Annotated in this window: 16 protein-coding genes; 6 read left to right on the top strand and 10 right to left on the bottom strand. The window is 60.4% G+C overall.

All coding sequences use genetic code 11. The annotated features are described in order from the left end of the window. The coding region (locus KDL09_RS17955) for a putative PEP-binding protein (RefSeq protein ID WP_345781096.1) at window positions 1–626 on the top strand (626 nt) is incomplete at its 5' end. 103 nt (window positions 627–729) lie between these two features. Here KDL09_RS17955 and KDL09_RS17950 read toward each other — a convergent pair. Beyond that, window positions 730–1290 (bottom strand): hypothetical protein, encoded by a 561-nt coding sequence (locus KDL09_RS17950; RefSeq protein ID WP_294388211.1) that lies wholly within the window; start codon window positions 1288–1290, stop codon window positions 730–732. 83 nt (window positions 1291–1373) lie between these two features. Here KDL09_RS17950 and KDL09_RS17945 point away from each other — a divergent pair, with 83 nt between their 5' ends. Genes KDL09_RS17945 through KDL09_RS17925 form a run of 5 tightly spaced genes read left to right on the top strand, consistent with a single transcriptional unit; the run spans window position 1374 to window position 6540 of the window. Further along, window positions 1374–1820 (top strand): DUF2452 domain-containing protein, encoded by a 447-nt coding sequence (locus KDL09_RS17945; RefSeq protein WP_294388209.1) that lies wholly within the window; start codon window positions 1374–1376, stop codon window positions 1818–1820. Beyond that, entirely contained in the window at window positions 1820–3070 is a 1251-nt protein-coding gene (locus KDL09_RS17940) for a valine--pyruvate transaminase (protein WP_294388207.1), read from the top strand. The genes KDL09_RS17945 and KDL09_RS17940 overlap by 1 nt, the downstream gene beginning before the upstream one ends. 16 nt (window positions 3071–3086) lie before the next feature. Further along, entirely contained in the window at window positions 3087–4013 is a 927-nt protein-coding gene (locus KDL09_RS17935) for an SAM-dependent methyltransferase (protein ID WP_294388206.1), read from the top strand. An 8-nt stretch (window positions 4014–4021) separates the two neighbouring features. Then, window positions 4022–5446 (top strand): TonB-dependent receptor, encoded by a 1425-nt coding sequence (locus KDL09_RS17930; RefSeq protein WP_294388204.1) that lies wholly within the window; start codon window positions 4022–4024, stop codon window positions 5444–5446. Window positions 5447–5478: 32 nt separating this feature from the next. Continuing rightward, complete coding sequence (locus KDL09_RS17925; protein WP_294388202.1) at window positions 5479–6540, top strand: HD domain-containing protein; 1062 nt, start codon at window positions 5479–5481, stop codon at window positions 6538–6540. Between the two features lie 160 nt (window positions 6541–6700). Here the strand turns inward: KDL09_RS17925 and KDL09_RS17920 are convergent, their stop codons facing one another. The 9 genes from KDL09_RS17920 to KDL09_RS17880 form a co-directional block, all read right to left on the bottom strand. Next, window positions 6701–8470, bottom strand: a complete 1770-nt coding sequence (locus KDL09_RS17920; protein ID WP_294388198.1) for an arylsulfatase — start codon at window positions 8468–8470, stop codon at window positions 6701–6703. Window positions 8471–8548: 78 nt separating this feature from the next. Beyond that, window positions 8549–10081, bottom strand: coding sequence for an arylsulfatase (locus KDL09_RS17915; protein ID WP_294388196.1), 1533 nt, complete (start codon window positions 10079–10081; stop codon window positions 8549–8551). Window positions 10082–10094: 13 nt separating this feature from the next. Then, window positions 10095–11549 (bottom strand): alkaline phosphatase D family protein, encoded by a 1455-nt coding sequence (locus KDL09_RS17910; protein WP_294388194.1) that lies wholly within the window; start codon window positions 11547–11549, stop codon window positions 10095–10097. Window positions 11550–11598: 49 nt separating this feature from the next. Further along, window positions 11599–13014 (bottom strand): neutral/alkaline non-lysosomal ceramidase N-terminal domain-containing protein, encoded by a 1416-nt coding sequence (locus tag KDL09_RS17905; protein WP_294388190.1) that lies wholly within the window; start codon window positions 13012–13014, stop codon window positions 11599–11601. Window positions 13015–13020: 6 nt separating this feature from the next. Beyond that, window positions 13021–14430, bottom strand: a complete 1410-nt coding sequence (locus tag KDL09_RS17900; protein WP_294388187.1) for a sulfatase — start codon at window positions 14428–14430, stop codon at window positions 13021–13023. Between the two features lie 2 nt (window positions 14431–14432). Beyond that, window positions 14433–15329, bottom strand: coding sequence for a ThuA domain-containing protein (locus KDL09_RS17895; protein ID WP_294388183.1), 897 nt, complete (start codon window positions 15327–15329; stop codon window positions 14433–14435). A 161-nt stretch (window positions 15330–15490) separates the two neighbouring features. Beyond that, the gene (locus KDL09_RS17890; protein WP_294388181.1) at window positions 15491–16465 is read right to left on the bottom strand and encodes a PmoA family protein; all 975 of its coding nucleotides are present in this window, start codon (window positions 16463–16465) and stop codon (window positions 15491–15493) included. 35 nt (window positions 16466–16500) lie between these two features. Further along, window positions 16501–18045: an arylsulfatase gene (locus KDL09_RS17885; RefSeq protein WP_294388178.1), complete on the bottom strand. Its 1545-nt coding sequence runs from the start codon at window positions 18043–18045 to the stop codon at window positions 16501–16503. A gap of 40 nt (window positions 18046–18085) precedes the next feature. Beyond that, window positions 18086–18946 carry an alpha/beta hydrolase gene (locus KDL09_RS17880; RefSeq protein ID WP_294388175.1) on the bottom strand — a complete coding sequence of 287 codons (861 nt, stop codon included), beginning with the start codon at window positions 18944–18946 and terminating at the stop codon, window positions 18086–18088. Window positions 18947–18948: the final 2 nt, after the last annotated feature.

The following is an 18948-nucleotide window of genomic DNA, read 5'->3' as shown; positions in this document are numbered from 1 at the left end:
TGCCGCGTGGAGCACTCACGGCTGATGAAATCGCCGAGACGGCGCAGTTCTTCAGCTTCGGCACCAACGACCTCACTCAGACCGCTCTCGGCATCAGCCGCGATGACATGGGCAGCTTCCTGATGCCGTATACCGAGAACGAAATCTTCAAGAAAAATCCTTTCGCCACGCTGGATCAGTCCGGCGTCGGACAACTCGTCAAGATCGCCATTGAGAAAGGCCGCAAGACGAAGCCGGACATCAAGCTCGGCATCTGCGGTGAACACGGGGGTGATCCAGACAGCGTTAAATTCTGCCATCGTGTGGGCCTCACCTATGTGAGTTGCAGTCCTTTCCGAGTTCCAGTCGCCCGCCTCGCCGCCGCGCAGGCAGCGATCGAAGAGAAGCGTTCAGCCGCTCAGGCTGGCGCGGGAAAAAATGTCCGTAGTGGCAAGGCTGCAAAGCCGGCTGCTGCGGCAAAACAAAACAACAAAGCAACCAACAACAAACAGAGGACAAACACTATGGCTAAGAAAGCTGCAAAAAAGGCCGTCAAGAAGGCTGCAAAGAAAGCTGTGAAGAAAGCCGCTAAGAAGGCTCCAGCCAAGAAAGCCGCCAAGAAGGCCGCCGCCAAGAAGAAGAAGTAACGCATTGACCTCCTTATGAGGTCAGTGTGGCGGAGCAATCCGTCATCAAAAGCCCTGTGGGGATAATTCCTCACAGGGCTTTTTCATGCGAATGCATTCTCCACTACCGGGTGACGTTGGAGTCGTAGATCGAACCGGGAGGAGGCTGGGACAGATAGGTTCCACCGGCCGACATCGCATCATTACGAGTCCCCTGTCCTTTGCCGACTTGTTCACGGGCGGCGTTCATGCTGCCAATGCCGGCAGTTCCTCCGATGCCAGCCGCCATTCCGAAGCTTTGATTCGAGGGACGGTAAAACGATCCCATGCTTCCTCCCGCCTGTCCTGAACTTAAGGCAATGGGATTGTCCGGCGTGGGAACACCGTCTGCTTTGCGTTCAGACTCCGCGAGGAAGTGTTTGTTCCAAGCCGCATCATTGACATCCTGAGCGACCTTGGAATCGATCCGGCTCTTTTCCTCATCGTACTCGGCTTTGCTAAGGGCTCCGCTCTCACGCTTCCTTGCCAGATCATCGTATGATGGCTGGTACCTGGCCCGGACCACCTTTTCATAGGCATTCAACTCTGCCACGGTTGGAGTGCTGTCCATCGTGGACGACGCGCAGGAGGCAAGCAGAAGGCTGCAGAGCAGTGCGCTCATCTGCAGGTTTGAGAATATCTTCATGCCATATCGTACGCTCCAAGGATTGATTTTCAAATCAAAGCACCGTTGCATCACCCTTCCTCTGAGCCGATCCTACGGCCGTCATGGCCCCCGCTTTAGACCCGATCGACGCAGCTTTGCAGGCCCCAGAGCCGCGCGGAAGCTATCTGCCGTATCCCGTTTCACGCCTGGCCGCCAAAATCATTCCGCAGGACCTCACCAGTTTCAAAGCACGGGGTGCCTCCCGTGTTGAACGGGTGCTGCAGCAGGAAATGGTCGAAATCCAGGAGCGCTACATGGAGGTCATCGACGCGTTCAACTGGAACAAGCTCATCTATGAAAGTCATTTTGGCTTCGAGCCTGTTTGCGGTGAGATCTATCATCTCTACGAGGTTGGGGGAAGGCGTCAGCTCAGCATGATCGCTCCTGAGGAGTGGCACCAGCGCTGGGTCGGCAGTTTCCGGCTGAATGCCGACGGTCGATGGCAGATTGAAAAAATCGCGCCAGGTTTCGATATCCGTGAATGGGTGCAAACTTCGGTCGCCTCCTGATGCAAGCCCACTTCTCAGACATCGGCCAGCGCCTCGCGGGCCCCAGCGGAATCCAGGAACTCATGGACGACTGCGGTGCTGCGCTCACCACGCATCCGGACATGCGCATGCTCGGAGGCGGGCAGCCCGCGGCGATCCCTGAAGTGCAGGAGCTCTGGCGCCGGCGCATGCAGGCTCTGCTAGATGACGGCAGTATCGACCGAGCGTTGCTGAACTACGATCCGCCTGGTGGCAATCCGCTCTTCCGCGAAACCTTTGCCGCCTTCTTGAAGCGCGGGTGCGGTTGGGAAGTGACACAGGACAACATCGCGGTGATGCCCAGCTCTCAGAGTGCCTTCTTCCTGCTCTTCAATCTCCTCGCAGGACAGACCGGCGCCACCAGGCGCCGCATTCTGTTCCCGTTGTTGCCTGAGTACATCGGCTACGCCAACCAGGCGCTCGCTGAAGGTCAGTTCTCCGCATGCCTGCCACGTATTGTCGAGACCGCGCCACATGAGATCAAATACCACGTCGATTTCGACCGCCTTCGCATCACTCCGGACATCGCTGCGATGTGTGTCTCTTGCCCGACGAATCCTACGGGCAACGTCCTCACCCAGAATGAATTCGACAGCCTGCATGCGCTCAGCGAAGCGCATGGGATTCCATTGATCATCGACAACGCCTACGGTCATCCCTTTCCGGGCGTCATCCACAACGGCTTCCAGCCCAAATGGCAGCCAGGGATGATCTTCAGCGTCAGCATGAGCAAGGTGGGGCTGCCCGGTGTTCGCACCGCCATGATCGTCGCCGATCCGCAGATCGTGAAGGCTTTGTCGAACATGAACGCCATCGTCTCGCTCGCGAACGGCAATCTCGGTCAGGCGATTCTGCAGCCGCTGCTCCAAGACGACACGCTCGTCAGGCTCGGACCCGAGATCATCCGCCCCTTCTACCGCGAACGCTCCGATTTTGCCAAATCCGTTCTCGCGTCTGCTCTTGGCGATCGTGTTCCGTGGGCGCTACATGCGCAGGAGGGTGCGTTCTTCCTCTGGCTTTGGATCAACGGTCTCCCCATTCCCGCGAAAGAGCTCTACCGCCGGCTGAAAGAGCGCAAGGTGCTCGTCATCCCCGGCCATTACTTCTCCTACGGTCTCGATCAGGACTGGCGTCACCCGCACGAATGTTTGCGCCTTACATACTCGCAACCGCAGCACATCGTGCGCGAAGGGCTCGAAATCATTGCCGATGAAATCATCCGCAGCTTCTGAGCCGTTTTCGGCATTCATGGCTCGCGCATTGTTCGACCCCGAACGCGGCTATTACACCCGGCACATTCGCACGGTTGGAGCGCGTGGAGACTTCAGCACCTTCGCCACGCTTTCCCCGGCCCTCGGTAAGGCCCTTGCGGCTTGGTTGAAGGCTGAGTCCCGACGACAGCCCGGTGTCCGTCATATCATCGAAGTCGGCGCAGGTGACGGATCGCTCATGCGGACCGTTCGCAAATCGCTCGGATGGTGGGCACGTTACCGGTTCGTTTTCCATATCGTCGAGGCTTCCCCAGTGCTTCGTGAGGAGCAGAAAAGGAAATTCGGAGACCGAGTCGTCTGGCACGAGACTCTAATTTCCGCTCTCGAAAGCGCTCGGGGCGGCGCTTTCATCTATCATAACGAGTTGCTCGATGCCTTCCCCGCCACGCTTGTGCAGTGGAACCTCGCGGAGCAGCGCTGGCTCGAAGTTTGGGTGCCGGAGTCGCTGCATCCGCTCAATCTGGAGGCATCGCACTTCAGTGCCTTGCGCTACTCCACGTTCACCGACGGCCAGCGTTGCGAACTTCATCCCAGCATACGTGAATGGCTCGCAGGCTGGACGCCACGTTGGAAGAAAGGCGCCATGCTCACGATCGACTACGGCGATGCACTTCCTCAGCTCTACCATCGTCGGCCGCAGGGCACGTTGAGAGCCTACCTGCTGCATCAGAGGCTCGTTGGCGCCGATGTTTATGCTAATCCGGGGCGTCAGGACATCACCGCGGACATCAATTTCACCGATTATGTTGCTTGGCTCTCGGAACTGGGCGTCGAGCAGGTTTCCGGACAAACTTTGGCCGAGTTCCTGCAAGCTCAGAAAGCTCCGGCCCATTTGACCGATCCCGATGGTGCCGGAACCGCCTTCAAATGCTTCGTGCATCGCCCCCGCGCGTGCGCATCATAAAACACCCCATGAACTCTGCCAGCGCACGCCCCGGAACTCTCGAAAAAGCCCTCAGGCTCAATCTCTCCCGCGACATTTACGGCACCTTTGCAGAGATCGGCGCCGGCCAGGAAATTGCCAACTGGTTCTTTCGCGCAGGCAGCGCATCCGGTACGGTGGCCAAGACCATGTCCGCCTACGACATGATCGTGAGTGACGAGATCTATGGCAAGGCCACGCGCTACGTCTCCCGCCAGCGCATGTGCGCCATGCTCGGCCATGAGTATCCCATGCTGCTTCAGCGGCTCAGTGCCCAGCGCGGGGCGACGACCACCTTCTTCACCCTTGCTGACACGGTGCGTGCGAGATCCTACCGTGATACCAATGAAGAATGTCATGGCTGGATCGGTCTGCGTTTTCAAACGGAGCCCGGTGGCCCCAGCAGTGACATTCAGATGCACGTGCGTCTTCTGGAGGACACCCACGCACGTCAGGCGGACGCGCTTGGCATCCTTGGCGTGAATCTGCTCTATGCCACGTTCAACCTGCGCGATGACCCGACGATCCTGCTGCAGAGCCTGTTGGACGACCTCAGTCGCAAACGCGTCGAGATCGACATGGTTGATTTCAGCGGGCCGGCGTTTGCCGCCTCCGAATTCCAGGATCGTCTGGTTGCCCTCAAGCTGGTGCGTCTGGGACTGGCGGACGCCGCGTTGTTCGGAGCAGATGGCGAGATCTGGCAGGCGTCCGATGTGCTCTACAAAAAACCTGTTCTGCTCAAGCGCGGCAGTTTTGATCCGATCACCAAGCTCAATCTCGACATGATCGAGCGTGGGCAGGCGGCGTTTCAGGCGGACTTCGGCGAGGCTGCGCAGAACAACATCGAGCTTCTCGAGATCACCATGCACAACCTCCTTGCCGGTGGTTCCGAAGTTCCTGACAGCGAGTTCCTAGCCCGTGCAGACGTTCTGCAGGCGCTGGGGAAGAACGTGCTGATCTCACGCTATCCTGAATTCCATCGTGTGAGCAGCTTCCTGGCGCGCCACACACAGCAGCCCATCGGCATCGTGCTCGGGCTGCCCCTGTTTGAAGAACTTTTCAATGAGCGCTGGTGCACCGATCTCGAAGGCGGTCTGCTCGAAGCCTTCGGTCGCCTTTTCAAAAACCAGGTGCGACTGTATGTCTATCCCATGGGTGATCCGATGAGCGGCAGCATTCTCGGTGCTCAGGATGCCCGCGTCACCCGCGAGCAGAAGCATCTGCTGCGCTACATGACCGCCACTCACAGCGTGCGCGCCATCGACGCTCCCGTCGCGCAGGAGTTCCTGTTTCATACCAGTGCCGAAGTCCGAAAAATGGTGCATGCCCGCGATCCCCAGTGGCAGTCGCTGGTGCCGGACATCGTGCTCAAGCAGGGGCCGTGGCGGGAGATCGCCGAGCCGGTTCGCTCTTGACGCTGGGTGTGCTTCACGGCCAAGCTGGCGACATGGAAGATGCTATCTCCAACGACCTCGACCTGATCACGATCACACAACTGCGGCAGGTCGCGAATCAAGCGGCGCAGCCGTACCGGCTGCATCTGCAGGTCGAATCACGCATCGAGAAGACAACGAGCTCCGGCAGCCCGTTTTTCGAAGTGAAGCTGGTCGATGCGGGGGATTCGTTGGTCTGGCGTGTGTTTGACAACAATCCGCTGTTCCATGACGCGGCCAAACTCGCGCGAAACGCTTTCATTCAGCTCGCCGGTCAGTGGGTGGATGGCAAATACGGCCTGGAACCGCGTCAGGTGCAGATGCGCTCTCTGTCAGAGGAGGAAACCATGACGCTGCTGCTGGGAGATCCTGATCTCGCAGCCAGACAAAAAGCCGACTTCGCCGAGATAGAGGCGTTCGTTGATTCGATTCGCGATCCTCGGCTGCTGAAGCTGTGCCTGCTGCTTCTGGAACGTTATGGCGAGCGTTTTCGCCGCACGGGAGCCGCGCGGCGGAATCATCATGCGCGGCGCGGAGGCCTCGTGGAGCATGTGGCGCAGATGATGCGCTGTGCGGTGGCCGTGGCGGGCGTGTATCCCCATTTGAACCGCGATCTGATGATTGCCGGCGTCTTGTTTCATGACTGTGGCAAGCTCTGGGAAAACGTGTACGCCGAATCCGGTTTCACCATGCCCTACAATCTCACCGCCGAGATGCTCGGTCACATTCCGCTCGGATTAGAACTGGTGAACAAGCTCTGGCGGGATCTGCTGGAACTTCCCGAGGCTGCGGACTGGATCACGCTCGAGCCTGCGTCTGAAACGGTTCGGCTGCATCTGCTGCATCTGATTGCCGCGCATCACGGCACGCATGAGTTTGGGTCGCCTGTGCTGCCCAAGACACCGGAGGCGATCGCGTTGCATCACGTGGACAACATCGATGCCAAGCTCGAGATGTTCCGCCGCGCGTACGAGACTGGCAAAGAACTCGGCACTGGCATCATCGAAAAATTTGTGCCCTGGCCGGTAAACATCGTGGCTCCGTTGCCGCAGGTGCAGCTGCCGCCGGCGGAATAAGGTCGGTTTAGAGCATTCCAAGTTTTTGCCTTGCCTGTTTCCCTTGGGCGGTGATGCGCGGGGGAAGCAACTCCTCTTGCCGTCGACACCGTAGCGTGCATGGCTGCGTTCGGGGAGCACTGCGACAGCCTTCAATGATGTCACGTCACTATGAGCCGATTCAAAGCCGCTTCACCACCGCATAGTAGGCGCCGAGCTGTGTGCCGTCGGCGGCGGTGAAGGTGCCGCTTAGCGTGGTGACGCCGGAGGGAAGATCGAGTTCGAAGCTGACGCCGATGGCCTGGGGATCGGTGATCTTGGATTCGGCTTTTTGACCGGCGATTTCGAGCGAGGCTTTGGTGGCAAGGAAACCTTTGCCGGGCGTGGTGCGGTAGGCTTTGACTCCGGGCACGTCGGCGCCGGGCGGCAGATTGGCGGCGATGGGTTTGTTGGCCTCCACGGGCCAGCGGCGGAGTTCGATGCGGTAGCGGCCGGCTTGCTCGACGTTCACGGCCCACTTACCCTGCGATTCGCCTTTCTCGGCGCGGATCGCGGAATGATTCCACGGCGACATCTTTTCGTCCGGCAGCAGCCAGTCGTGCGCGGTGAGCGTGGCCGGATTGTCGGCGTCGTTGCCGAGCGTGATCTCGCAGTCGTCGCTGAAGCTCGGCTCCATGCTGCTCCACCACGTTTCGTAGTCCTTGCGCAGACGTTCGACGATCTCGGGATAGTCCTTGGCGCGGTCGGTCTTCTGTCCGGGATCAGATTCGATGTCGAACAGTTCCTTGCCGTTGATCAAACGCCAGCGGTCGGTCATGACGGAGGATTTGCGCCATTTGACCGGCGTGTGAATGCGCTGCGAATCGGTCACAAGCACGCGGTCGGGCCATCCTTCGGCCTTTCCTTTCAGCAGCGGCACAATGCTGGTGCCGTCAAACTTCACGCCTGCAGGCGCGGGCAGTTGGAGCAAGTCGATGAAGGTGGGCAGGATGTCCACGTGCGCGGTGAGGCGGTCCACATCGCGTCCGCCGGTGAAACCGCCGGCAGGCCAGCGGATGAAAAACGGCACGCGATGGCCGCCGTCGTATTCGCTGCCTTTGGCCGCACGCATGTCTGCGTTGAAGACTTTCGCGCCACCGGCGGTGCCGTTGTCCGTGGTGAAGATGAGGATTGTGTTTTCTTCGAGGCCCGATTCTTTGAGAAAGGCGGAGAGGCGGCCCATGTTCTCGTCAACGTTGGCGATCATGCCGAAGAAATGCGCCGTCGCGGTGCCGAGATCGGCATAAGGATCGGCAAACTTTTCCGGACTGTGATTCGGACCGTGCGGAGCATTCGTGCAAAGATAGACGAAGAAGGGCGACTTCTTCGCGGCCTGATCCTTCATGAAGCCCATGGCGTGATCGAAGAACACGTCCGTGCAGAAGCCTTTCGCAGGCTCGGCCTTGCCGTTGTGGTTGTAGGAGCCGTCGAAGTAGGCGTTGTCCCAGTAGTCGGGCGTCTGGCCCACGCCGCCACCGCCATGGCGATAGACTTCGTCGAAGCCCTTGTCCTCGGGACGCGACGGATAGTTGTCACCGAGATGCCATTTGCCGACCATCATCGTGCCGTAGCCGCCGTCTTTGAAGACACGCGCCATGGTCACTTCGTTCTGTCGCAGGATCGAGCGCCCGTTGATCGTGTGCCATACGCCGGTGCGATTGGAGAAATGACCGGTCATCAACGCCGAACGCGTCGGTGCGCAGGTAGGCGAGACGTGGTAGTCCGTGAGCCGCACCGATTCCTTGTGCAGCGCGTCGAGATTCGGCGTCTTGAGGCGCGGATTGCCGTGGCAGGAAAGATCGCCGTAGCCCTGGTCATCCGTGATCACGATGATGACGTTCGGCTTGTCCGCTGCGATGGATGCGAGCGTGAGACCGAGCACGACGAGGAGGGATGTGGCGGCGGTTTTCATAAGGTGGTTCGGGGTGAAATCAGACGATGGCATGCAGGCACGGTGCTTCCTTTCGAAAGCCAGACGAAATGGCACCAATCAAAGCTCCGGTGCTTTCCAATCCGGAATGCCGCCTTCCTTGAGCTGCTTTTCATACAGCACATGGAACGGCTGTGTGGGTGACATTGGTGCGGTCTCGTTGACCATCATCGGACGTGTTTCCTTCCAGAAGGCCTCGTAGGCGGCGTTCATCTTATCGGCCACTTCCGGGTAGTCGCCGATAACGTTGGTCTTCTGATACGGATCGGCCTCGAGGTCGTAGAGCGCGCCCTTCGCGTTGGCCGCGGGCTGTTGCAGGCCGGCCTTCTTGTTCTTCTTCGGATTGCCGCCGCCGCGCGGACCGACGTAGCGGAAGCGCTGGTTGCGCACGCCGTAGTTCAGGAACTCGTATTTGTTCGGCTCTTCGCCGGTGGACCAGCGGGCGACGTGCGTGTAGAGGAATCGGTCTTCCCACTTGTCCGCCTTGTTTTCGATGAGCGGCAGCAGGCTGCGGCCTTCGACCTGGTTCTTCGGAATCTCGGCGTTCGCGAGTCCGGCGAGCGTTGGCAGGATGTCGATGTGTGCTGCGATGTTGTCGATGTCGCGTCCGGGTGTGATGTGGCCGTCCCAGCGCACGAAGAAAGGCACGCGCACGCCGCCTTCATCGGTGGAGCCTTTGAGTCCGACCTGGTCGCCATTGAAGAACGGATAGCCGGGTGCGATGTCCTTCCCAGCCACGCCTGAGACACCGCCTGTGGTGCCGTTGTCGGACATGAAGATGATGATCGTGTTCTTGTAGAGATCCCACTCCTTCAACTTCTCCGCGAGGCGGCCCATGTTCTCGTCGATGTTCTCGACCATGCCGTAGAATCCAGCCTCATTCTTGCCGAAGCCGAGATCGGTGAAGCGCTTCGCATTTTTCTCCGGCGCGATGAACGGACCGTGCGGTGCGTTCGTGGCGAGGTAAGTGAAGAACGGCTTGCCGCTGTCCTTCTGCTGCTTGATCCAGCCGAGCGCGGCGGTGAAGAAGACATCCGTGCAGAAGCCGTGCGTCTTCACAAAGCTGCCGTTGTGACGAATGACCGGGTCCATGTACTTGTTGCCCGGTGCGTCTGCACAGGAACACGGATAAGCCTGGCCGATGCCGCCCGCGCCGTGGATGAAAGCCTCGTCGAAGCCGCGTTTGTGCGGCTGGTAGGGTTCTTCGTCGCCGAGATGCCATTTGCCGAAGATCGCGGAGGTGTAGCCTGCCGTTTTGAGCACCTGCGGCAGGATGGTCGCATCGAGCGTCATGCGTTCGCGCTCCAGGATCGTGTGCGTGATGCCGTTCTTCATCGGATGCCGGCCCGTCATGATCGCACTGCGGGTCGGTGAGCACGTGGGGCTGACGAGGAAGCGTGTGAAGCGCAGGCTTTTGTCATGCAGCGCGTCAAGGTTCGGCGTCTTCAGCCACGGATGACCATGACACGCCATCTGGCCGTAGCCCTGGTCGTCGGTCATGATGAGAATGATGTTGGGCTTGCTGCCGGCGAGATCGGCGAGGACATGCGTGCCCAGTGACAGCAGGGCGAGGAAGGCGAAAGCGAGTTTCATGGATGTGGTTGGTTCAGGGCTTCGGTGTTTTGGTGACAGTGTGCAGGATCGTTCCGTGGTCATCCCGGAATTCGATGACGAGCCCGCCGTTCTCCTGCGAGCTTACGTGCAGGAAGCCGCCGGTGGGTTCGGGATAAGTGTAAGGCTGCTTGATCAGGGCTTCGGGGTCCGTGCTTTTCTTCGATCCGGGCGCCACGCCCACGCGCGAGTTTTCATCGTTCAACGCACCGCAGGCGAACTCCTCCACGCCGGAAGGATGCATGCTGTGAAACTGCCAGTGCCGGTCGCCGCAGAAGACAAACAGGTTGTGAATGTTGTTGTCGTTCAGCCACTGGAAGAACTCGTTCGCCTCATGCCTGAAGCCGCCGAGATTCGTGTGGTTGTCGATCTTCCGCGCGTCGTCCGGTCCGACCATCGGCGTCGGCGAAATGATGATCTTCCACGCTGCGTCGCTCGCCTTCAGCGTGCGCTCCAGCCAGGCCTTCTGCTCCGCGCCCCACAGCGTTTTTTGCGGACCGTCCTCGGACTTGTTCGGGCTGCGGTAGTCGCGTCCTTCGGTGAACCAGAGCTGCACATGCTTGTTCAGCCGGTGCGTCCGGTAGGTGGGCGTGGTGCGGTCGCCCGCCGGATGAATGGGCATCTGCTCGCGGAAGATCTCGATGCCGGTGCTGGGCGTGGGCAGTTTGCTGCCGCCGAGATCGGAATCATCGAAACGAAAGTCGTGATCGTCCTTCGACCAGTAGCCCGGTGTGCTGGCAAAGAGCGAGATCAGTCGCGGAAAACGGAACTCCTCATGCCAGCAGGCGCGCAGCTCCGGCAGCGTTGTCGCCGGACCATTGAGAATGTTGTCGTAGTAAACGATGTCGCCGGTGCCGATGAAAAAGTCCGGCTTCAACTCCGCCATAGCCGCGAAGGACGGAAAGCCGAGCTTCTTGTCCTCCTCGGTCGCCGTGATCGGTCCGTCGGCCTTGCCCGCCTTGCCGTTCATGAACTTGTGGTAGTTCATGCAACTGCCCATGCAGAAATGAACTGTTGCGGTCGAAGTCGCACCCGGCAGTGTTTTGAAGCTGCGCGTGGGTCCGGTCTTTGAAGTACCATCTTCGCCAAAAACGAGCCGGTAATGGTAGGTCGTGTCCGGCTTCAATCCGGTGACTTGCGTCCGCACGATGAAATCATGCTCCGGCTCCGCCTTCAGCTTGTCGCTCTTCTTTGATCCGGCGAAGTCGGCTGATTCGCTCCACTCAAACAACGCCACGCCTGGCGCGCCCGGCACATCGCCCTGCGCGTCGAGTTGCGGTCCTGGGATCGCCGTGAGGCGCGATTGCAGCAGTGCGCTGGTGTCCGTGACTTCGCCGCTCATCTCGCCCTGGGCGTTGTAAACTCCGTCGGTGGCATGAGTCGCGGCAATCGCGAGGCTCAAGCAGGCGACGATGGACGCGAGGAGGTTGGGAGCGGCGGGCTGGAACACGAGGATTAAGGACGAAAGGCACCCGGTCCTCTTTCATCGAAGGTGCCGCTCACTTCCCATTCACCTCGCGGATCAGCTCCACCAGCGTCGCGCGGATCTTCGGCTCCGCTTCGACTTCGAGAAAGCTGGAACGCGCGGGCCAGGTCTCGTAGCCACCGTATTCGTGCTGCTCCGGCGTGGGCAGATAACCGCCGTAGCCGTTTGCCAGTTCGATCGTGAATGTCGCCTTAGCCATGCTCTCCTTCTTGATGGCGAGGCCGGTGACGGCAAACACCTCGCAGGGTGCCGAGGCAATGGTGAGATCGCCGATGCGCAGCGCCTGCAGCGTGATGGGAAGCGTGTCCGGATACTCGGACAGCCCCATCGTCTCCCGCGCGTAGATGATCGGACGCGACGGGTTCGTCTTTTTGGCCTCCTCGGTGCCGAGCAACGACTGCGCCCACGCCACCTGATCCGCGCCCGGTTTGCGCACGTGCAGCGGAAGCTGTGTCAGCTTTGCGCCGAGTTCCACATCGCTGCGGTGCTCGATGCGTCCGATCACTTCCACCGCTGCGCTGGCGAGATCGTCCGCCACCTCATGCATGCGCGCATAGCCCGCCTTGCGTTTGTTGGGGTCCTTGAGGTTCACGCCGTTCACATCGCCGCTCGTTCCATTCGACATGATGCCGACAAACGGCGGATCCTGACGGTCGGCGTGGAGCTTCTCCTGAATGCAGTCCGCAAACACGCCGAAGTAGTCCGCGCTCACATGTCCCGTGGGCACACCGCCGATATAGTGCAGGCCGTAGTTCGCCAGCACGCAGAGCGGGCGCCCGTCCGCATGCTGCACGGAGAGGACGAACAGTTCGGGATCCACCGGGCCGGATGGCTTCTCCGCATCCGCGAGGGACGGTCCAAACTGCACGCGCTCGCCGATGCGGCCGAAGGGATTCGCGCGCTTGCTGTCCGTCTTCACGAACCAGCGACGGTTGAACACGAACTCCGGCTTGTTCACGCCGCCCCAGCCGATCTTCGCCGGTGCGAGCAGAAATGCCGCGCGCTGGATGCCTTCAGCGATGCGCCGCGCGAGGAAGTGATGATAGGCTTCGTTCGCCGGACCAAAGCCGATGTTCAGCGCCCGCGGAGCGCTGTGCGTGTGCGTGGCGGAAATCAGGATGTTTTCCGGCGGCAGATCGAGCGACTTCTTCAGCAGCGCCTTCGCCTCCGCGACGATCTCCGGCGCCATCATGGTCACATCGCACACCGCAAAGGCGATCCGCGTCGTCCCATCGTCCAGCACCAGGCATCGCGCGTGCAACTCGTCATGCACGTGTTTCGCGGGGCCGATTTTCATGATCGTGCCGTCGAGCACCACGCCCATGTCCGGCGTGATGTTGCTGGTGGCCGCACCGGCGCGCACCGGCGCGGCACCGGCCATGCTGCTGGCCGCGAAGAGCGCGAATGCGCCGAGGAGGATGGATTTCATGATCGATTACTTTTTGGGCACGCGCTTCATGTCGGGAACGACCGGCACGTCCTTGTTCATCGATTCATACGCAGCCAGCAGGCGTCTCACTTCTTCGGGATGCTGCGCGGCCACATCATGCTGCTCGCCCGGATCGTTTTGCAGGTCAAAGAGCTGCATCTTCGCGGGTTCATCGCCGCTGCTCAGGCCGGGGAATGCGTCGAGGTTGTACTGCTCGAACGGCGCGATGATGGTGACGCCGTCCGGCGCGCGCGGATCCGGCCAGCGTCCGTCGGGTCCGGCCTTGAACTTCATGCCGCCTGCCGGCAGCACATGCAGCTTCCAGCGTGCGTCGCGGATGTTCGCCAGGCGTGCGTTTTGATGGCCGAAGATGTAGTCGTGCGGCGATTTCGCATCGCTGGTGAACTGCGGCATGATGTTGCGACCGTCGAGCACGCGATCGTCGGGCATCTTCGTGCCGGTGACGTTCAGGATCGTGGCAAAGAGGTCCATCATGATCGCGATCTCGCCGCTCACGTGGCCAGCGGGGATTTTGCCGGGCCAGCGGGCGATCATCGGCACGCGATAACCGCCTTCCCACTGCGCCGCCTTCATGCCGCGCAGTCCGGCCGTGCTGCCGCCGAACCACGGGCCGTTGTCGCTGCTGAAAATCACCAGCGTGTTGTCATCGAGGCCGTTTGCTTTGATCGCGTCGAGCACGCGTCCCACGCTCGCATCGAGTTCCATCATCACGTCGCCATACAGACCCGCGCCGCTCTTCTTGTAGTTCTCCTCGGAGGCCGCGAGCGGCTTGTGCGGCATCGCTTCGGCGAAGTAGAGGAAGAACGGCTGTTTCGCGTTGCGCTCGATGAATTCGACCGCCCGCTTCGCATAACGCTGCGTCAGCGTCGCCTGCACCACGGGATACTCCGCCACCTTCGTCCCCTCCAGCACCTGCACCGGACGCATGTCGTTCGAATACGGAATGCCGAAGTACTCATCGAAACCGCGATCCGTGGGCAGATACCCCGCGTGATGGCCGAGATGCCATTTGCCGATCATGCCCGTCGCATAACCCGCCGACTTCAACACCTGCGCCAGCGTGACCTCGCCATCCGGCAGATGCAGCGCGTCTGCTGCAGGCCCGCCGTCCGGTGCCGGGTTTGAAGTCATGCCGCAGCGAAACGGATAACGTCCTGTCATCAGCGACGCGCGTGTCGGCGCACAGAACGGTGCCGGACAGTTGAACTGCGTCAGCTTCGCCCCCTCCGCCGCCATTTGATCGATGTGCGGTGTTTTGAACTTGGGATGTCCGTAGCAACTGAGGTCGCCGTAACCGAGATCGTCCGCGAGAATGAGAACGATGTTCGGCTGCTTCGCAGCCAGCGACGAAACCAGAACGAGAAATGACGAAAGGATGAGGAGAGTCGATTTCATGATCACTTGGTTGGAGCTGGTTTCTGCTTCGGTGGTGGCGGGACGTATTCGACGGCCTCCGGTTTGAACTCGGCGAGATCGGGAAGCGTCGTCTGCACACCGTCAGCAGGAACGTCGAGTTTTGCAGTCCAGACGATGGCGTTGAGGATAAAGCGACGCAGATCGTCGTTGCGCCAGTTTTTGTAGAAGTGCGGCATCACGATGCCGAATCCGCGCCCGCCATCATCGCGTTCGACACACCATGCCACGGTCTCGCGCTTCGGCTTGTCCGGCGGCAGCATCGAAGTGGCCAGCGTGGTGACATTGGGCGCCATGATGTTGCCGCGACCGAAGTAGTTGTTCGTGTAAGGCTCGTCATGCAGCGTGAACTCCTTCCAGCCGCGCGATACCGGATGCTGCGGCGCGGCAGGCGTGATCGTGGCGGCGGGGAAAATCTTCGCGAAGGACTCGTGATGCTTGCATGAACGGTTGGCGAAATAGCCGCCCATCCAGCGCAGCAGCGGATGATCACCCTCGATAGTCACGTCTTCGCCGAGCAGGCCCGTCGCATAATGCACGCACACGATGCCGCAGCCGCGTTTCATCATCGCATCGAGATCGGCGAGGTTCTGCTGCGGATTCGGCAGGCGGTTCGCCGGAAACGTGTCACCGATGAACACGACGGTGCGCGCCGCATCGCGTAGCGCCTTCTCAGGCCACTCATAAACCACGTCCGCTTTCACACCGGGCACGTTCGTCATGTGTTCGACGCAATGCTGCATCACGCGTCCTCCCGCGGCGACTTCATGCGAGCCCGGCGGATGCTTGCTGGGGCCAACGATGATCAACACACGCGCCGGATCAGCGGCTGATGCTGCGGTGATGGCAAAGACGAGGCAAAGAAAAGCGCGGCGAATCATGGAGAATAACAGAACGTGTCGAGCATCCGTCTTCCTTGCCTTTGCCGTGTTTAAAATGCTCCGGAAGCGTGCTGTCCTGGCATTGAGCCTTTTCAGGCGAGCGGCGAGCGGTGCGCGAGCTTCGCTGGCCGTTCGACGAGGCGGTGACGCGAATGGACAAACTATGGTGACGCGGAGTATTCCTTCCAGAACGCCTCGATACTGTCCGCATTGAGTCGATGGGAGGTCACCAAGTAGCGGTATCGCGACGTGTATTTCTCGCCGGGCGAGATCGTGAACGGGCCTTCGATCATGGGAGCGAAGCAGAAGTAAGGCTTGTTGGGATGGATGCGCACAGGCTGCGGTGCACGGAAGTTTTTCGGGCTGCAGAAAACTGCGGCCGACACCTCCTGTCCGTCGATTTTGCCCGAGAAGGCGACCCAATTCGGCCGGGTTTCATTGCCTTCCCATCGATCTTTGCCCTCGCTCGTCACAATCTGCAGGTCGCCTGGATGAATGCTGTGATCGTCCTTCTCCTTCAACCATTGATAATTCCCCCGGAACGCCATGCCGCCGTAATGATACTGCGGCAGGTTCAGCGGCTTGGATGAGGCGCATTCCTGGACGCTCTCGATGTCGAACAAGAAATGATCCTCCGGGGTTTGATAGACAGTGACGGTCCAGATTTCATGGAGCGCATCAACGCGCTTGTCGCCCGTGCCCACGGTGAATGCATGTTTCACACTGAACGAGACCTGCCGCTCGTCCCGCTTCAGGTTCACCACCTCGCGGAACTCAACCCTGCCGAGGTCTTTTGCCTGATTCCAGAAATCCACTTCCTTCCCGTCGAACTTGGCCTTCGTCCACGCAAAGTAGAGCGCGTGCTGATGGGCATGATCGGCGGGAAAGTCCCCAGTGATCTCCTGCCCGGTGGGAGTGTAAACCGGATGGATGTATCCGCTCCGTCGGTAGTAAGGCTCGATGCCTGCGGGGACAGGCTTTTCGGTCTTGATGTATTCCAGCACGGGCTTGCCACGCAGGGTGATGCGGATTTGATCGTCTGTTTCCGTGAGCGTCAGCTCTCCGCCAAGAACGGGGCGGATGACGGCGAAGAGCGCACAGACAAGCAGGAGGGCAAAGGGGCGAAGAAGTTTCATGGGATTCGTCTCAAACGTTCGGCTTGCCGCTGACTTCACTCGTTCTCGGCCTTCTTCTTGCCCTTCGTCGCGCCGGGCAGTTTACGGCCGGTGGCCTTGGCCCACTTCGTGTAGGCGTCGGTGAGTTCCTTCACGAGTTCGGGTTTCTCAGCCGCGAGGTCGTGCATCTCGGTGCGGTCGGCTTCGAGGTCGTAAAGCTCCCACTTCACCGGCTTCGCGGCGGTATCCCACACGAGTTTCCACTTCCCATGACGCACGGCGCAGTTGCCGCTCCATTCCCAGCACAGTTCGTCGGGCGGGGTGCGTGTTTCACCACGGAAAACAGAAAGCAGGCTGCTGCCTTCGAGCGGTGTGGTCTTTTCGCCGTGGCTTTCGGCGAGCGGTTTGGCACCAGCGACTTCGAGGCATGTCGGCACGATGTCGATGATGTGGCCGACCTGATTGGTCTTCGTGCCCGCCTTCACCTGGGCCGGCCAGCGTACGATGAGCGGCGTGCTGATGCCGCCTTCGTTCACCCAGCTCTTGTAGCGACGAAACGGCGTGTTCTGCGCCCAGCCCCACGAAGGACCGACGGCAGTGTAAGTGCTCGCGATGCCGGGCTCCTGCGTGGCATCGCGCCCGCCGGGCTCCTCGGTGCAGCCGCCGTTGTCTGAAAGGAACATGATGATCGTATTGTCGGCGATGCCGAGTTCATCGAGCGCCTTCAGCAGGCGGCCAATGTTTTGATCCATGCGATCGACCATCGCCGCATAGGTGGCCATGCGCAGGTCCTCCCAGTCCTGATTCGAGCCTTCCCACTTGTAGGCTTTGGAATCGGTGCCGGAGAGCGCAGGCATCGTGTCCCACAGGCCCATCGCCTTCTGCCGTGCGTAACGTGCCTCACGCATCGCCTCCCAGCCCGCCTTGTATTTGCCGCGATACTTCGCGATGTCCTCCGCAGGCGCATGCAGCGGATAATGCGGGCAGGTGAACGCGAGATGCAGGAAAAACGGCTTCGATTCGGTGGTGAAGCGCTTGATCGTCTTGATCGCGTGATCGGTGAACGCGTCGGTGGTGTAGTAGCCGGGCGGAAACTGCGTGATCAGCTCGTCATTCTGCCCAAAGACGCGCACCTTGTTGCCCTTGGCCGGTGGATCTGGCTGCGCGGGGTTGAAGAAATTGCAGCAGCCGTCCATGAGGCCGTAGTATTCGTCGAATCCGCGATCGAAGGGCCGCTGCGGCGCCTTGCTGCCGAGATGCCACTTCCCGCACAGCGCGGTGCGATAGCCTGCCGCGCGCATCTGCTCGCCCACCGTGGCGATGTTCTGTGGGATCGCGTTGCCGCTGTTGCGCGGATACATGCCGGAGAGGAGCGACGCGCGCGTGGTGGTGCACTTGGCGTTGTTGTAGAACTGCGTGAAGCGCAGCCCCTCGTCTGCGAGTTTCTGCAGGTTCGGCGTGTGAATCTCGCCACCATACGGGCTGATGCACGAGAAGCCCATGTCATCCGCCATCATCAGGATGATGTTCGGCTGCTTCGCAGCCAATGACGAAACCAAAATGAGGAATGACGAAACGAGGTAGGCGGTGAAAGAGCGCATGGCGGCCCTGAGAACGACGGTTGTCGTCAAAACCTGCACGTCATTGCTTCGGCAGAACGCCCGGAAGCCACTCCAGCAGCAGTTCCGGCCACTTCGCGGGCGGGAACCCGTGGGCGACGCGTTGCGGAATGAGATTCCCGACGCCGTGGGAGCCTTCGTTGAAAATGTCCATGCGCACGGGCACGCCGAGCTTTTCGAGGTCGGCCTTGATGGCTTTAGGCATCTCAATCGGCGCACCGCCGTTGATGCCGTCGTTCGTAGCGTGCACGAGATACACGGGCGGCGTGTCCTTCTTGAACACAAACGGCGATTCCTTCTGCCGCCAGTGCCACGTGGCGAGCCCGACTGCGAAATCCGGTCGGCTGCTCTCGCGTTCGATGGGATCCTCGGACTTCGGATCACCTGCGTCGAAGTTGGCCGCAAGGTTCATCGCCAGATTGCCGCCCGCAGAATAGCCCGCGATACCGATCTGCTTCGGTTTGATGCCCCATTCGCTCGCGCGATGCCGGACGAGCCGAACAGCGCGCTTCGCATCCAACAACGTGAGCGCCTGGATGCCCGCGTTGTCGAGCTTGTGCGGCGGGCGCAGGCGATACTTCAATCCAATGATGGCAACGCCCTTTGCATTGAAGACTTCCGCGGCGTATTTGACATGCGTCTTCCAGTCGAGTGACCCGTATCCTCCCCCGGCACACACGATGATCGCCATGCCGGTGCGTTTGTCTGCCGGAGGTAGAAACAGCGTGATCGACGGCACCGTGACATTGCGAATGTTGCCGCGTTCTTCTTTAACCTCGGCGGGCGCATTCGCGAGAAACTGCGGAGGCTTGTCCGGCCAGAGCGGGATCGTTTCGGCATGGACAAAGGACGAAAGGATGAGCAGAGAAAGGGCGAAACGCATGG

The organism is Prosthecobacter sp. (genome assembly GCF_020439865.1).
In the GTDB taxonomy this organism is placed as follows: Bacteria; Verrucomicrobiota; Verrucomicrobiia; order Verrucomicrobiales; family Verrucomicrobiaceae; genus Prosthecobacter.
This window is presented reverse-complemented; position numbering and strand designations above follow the sequence as displayed.

Coding starts and splice junctions, on each gene's coding strand:
- KDL09_RS17880 (WP_294388175.1), bottom strand. CDS start 18,946: ATGCGTTTCGCCCTTTCTCTGCTCATCCTTTCGTCCTTTGTCCATGCC.
- KDL09_RS17930 (WP_294388204.1), top strand. CDS start 4,022: ATGAACTCTGCCAGCGCACGCCCCGGAACTCTCGAAAAAGCCCTCAGG.
- KDL09_RS17885 (WP_294388178.1), bottom strand. CDS start 18,045: ATGCGCTCTTTCACCGCCTACCTCGTTTCGTCATTCCTCATTTTGGTT.
- KDL09_RS17950 (WP_294388211.1), bottom strand. CDS start 1,290: ATGAAGATATTCTCAAACCTGCAGATGAGCGCACTGCTCTGCAGCCTT.
- KDL09_RS17900 (WP_294388187.1), bottom strand. CDS start 14,430: ATGAAATCGACTCTCCTCATCCTTTCGTCATTTCTCGTTCTGGTTTCG.
- KDL09_RS17920 (WP_294388198.1), bottom strand. CDS start 8,470: ATGAAAACCGCCGCCACATCCCTCCTCGTCGTGCTCGGTCTCACGCTC.
- KDL09_RS17895 (WP_294388183.1), bottom strand. CDS start 15,329: ATGATTCGCCGCGCTTTTCTTTGCCTCGTCTTTGCCATCACCGCAGCA.
- KDL09_RS17925 (WP_294388202.1), top strand. CDS start 5,479: ATGGAAGATGCTATCTCCAACGACCTCGACCTGATCACGATCACACAA.
- KDL09_RS17915 (WP_294388196.1), bottom strand. CDS start 10,081: ATGAAACTCGCTTTCGCCTTCCTCGCCCTGCTGTCACTGGGCACGCAT.
- KDL09_RS17940 (WP_294388207.1), top strand. CDS start 1,820: ATGCAAGCCCACTTCTCAGACATCGGCCAGCGCCTCGCGGGCCCCAGC.
- KDL09_RS17935 (WP_294388206.1), top strand. CDS start 3,087: ATGGCTCGCGCATTGTTCGACCCCGAACGCGGCTATTACACCCGGCAC.
- KDL09_RS17905 (WP_294388190.1), bottom strand. CDS start 13,014: ATGAAATCCATCCTCCTCGGCGCATTCGCGCTCTTCGCGGCCAGCAGC.
- KDL09_RS17945 (WP_294388209.1), top strand. CDS start 1,374: ATGGCCCCCGCTTTAGACCCGATCGACGCAGCTTTGCAGGCCCCAGAG.
- KDL09_RS17890 (WP_294388181.1), bottom strand. CDS start 16,465: ATGAAACTTCTTCGCCCCTTTGCCCTCCTGCTTGTCTGTGCGCTCTTC.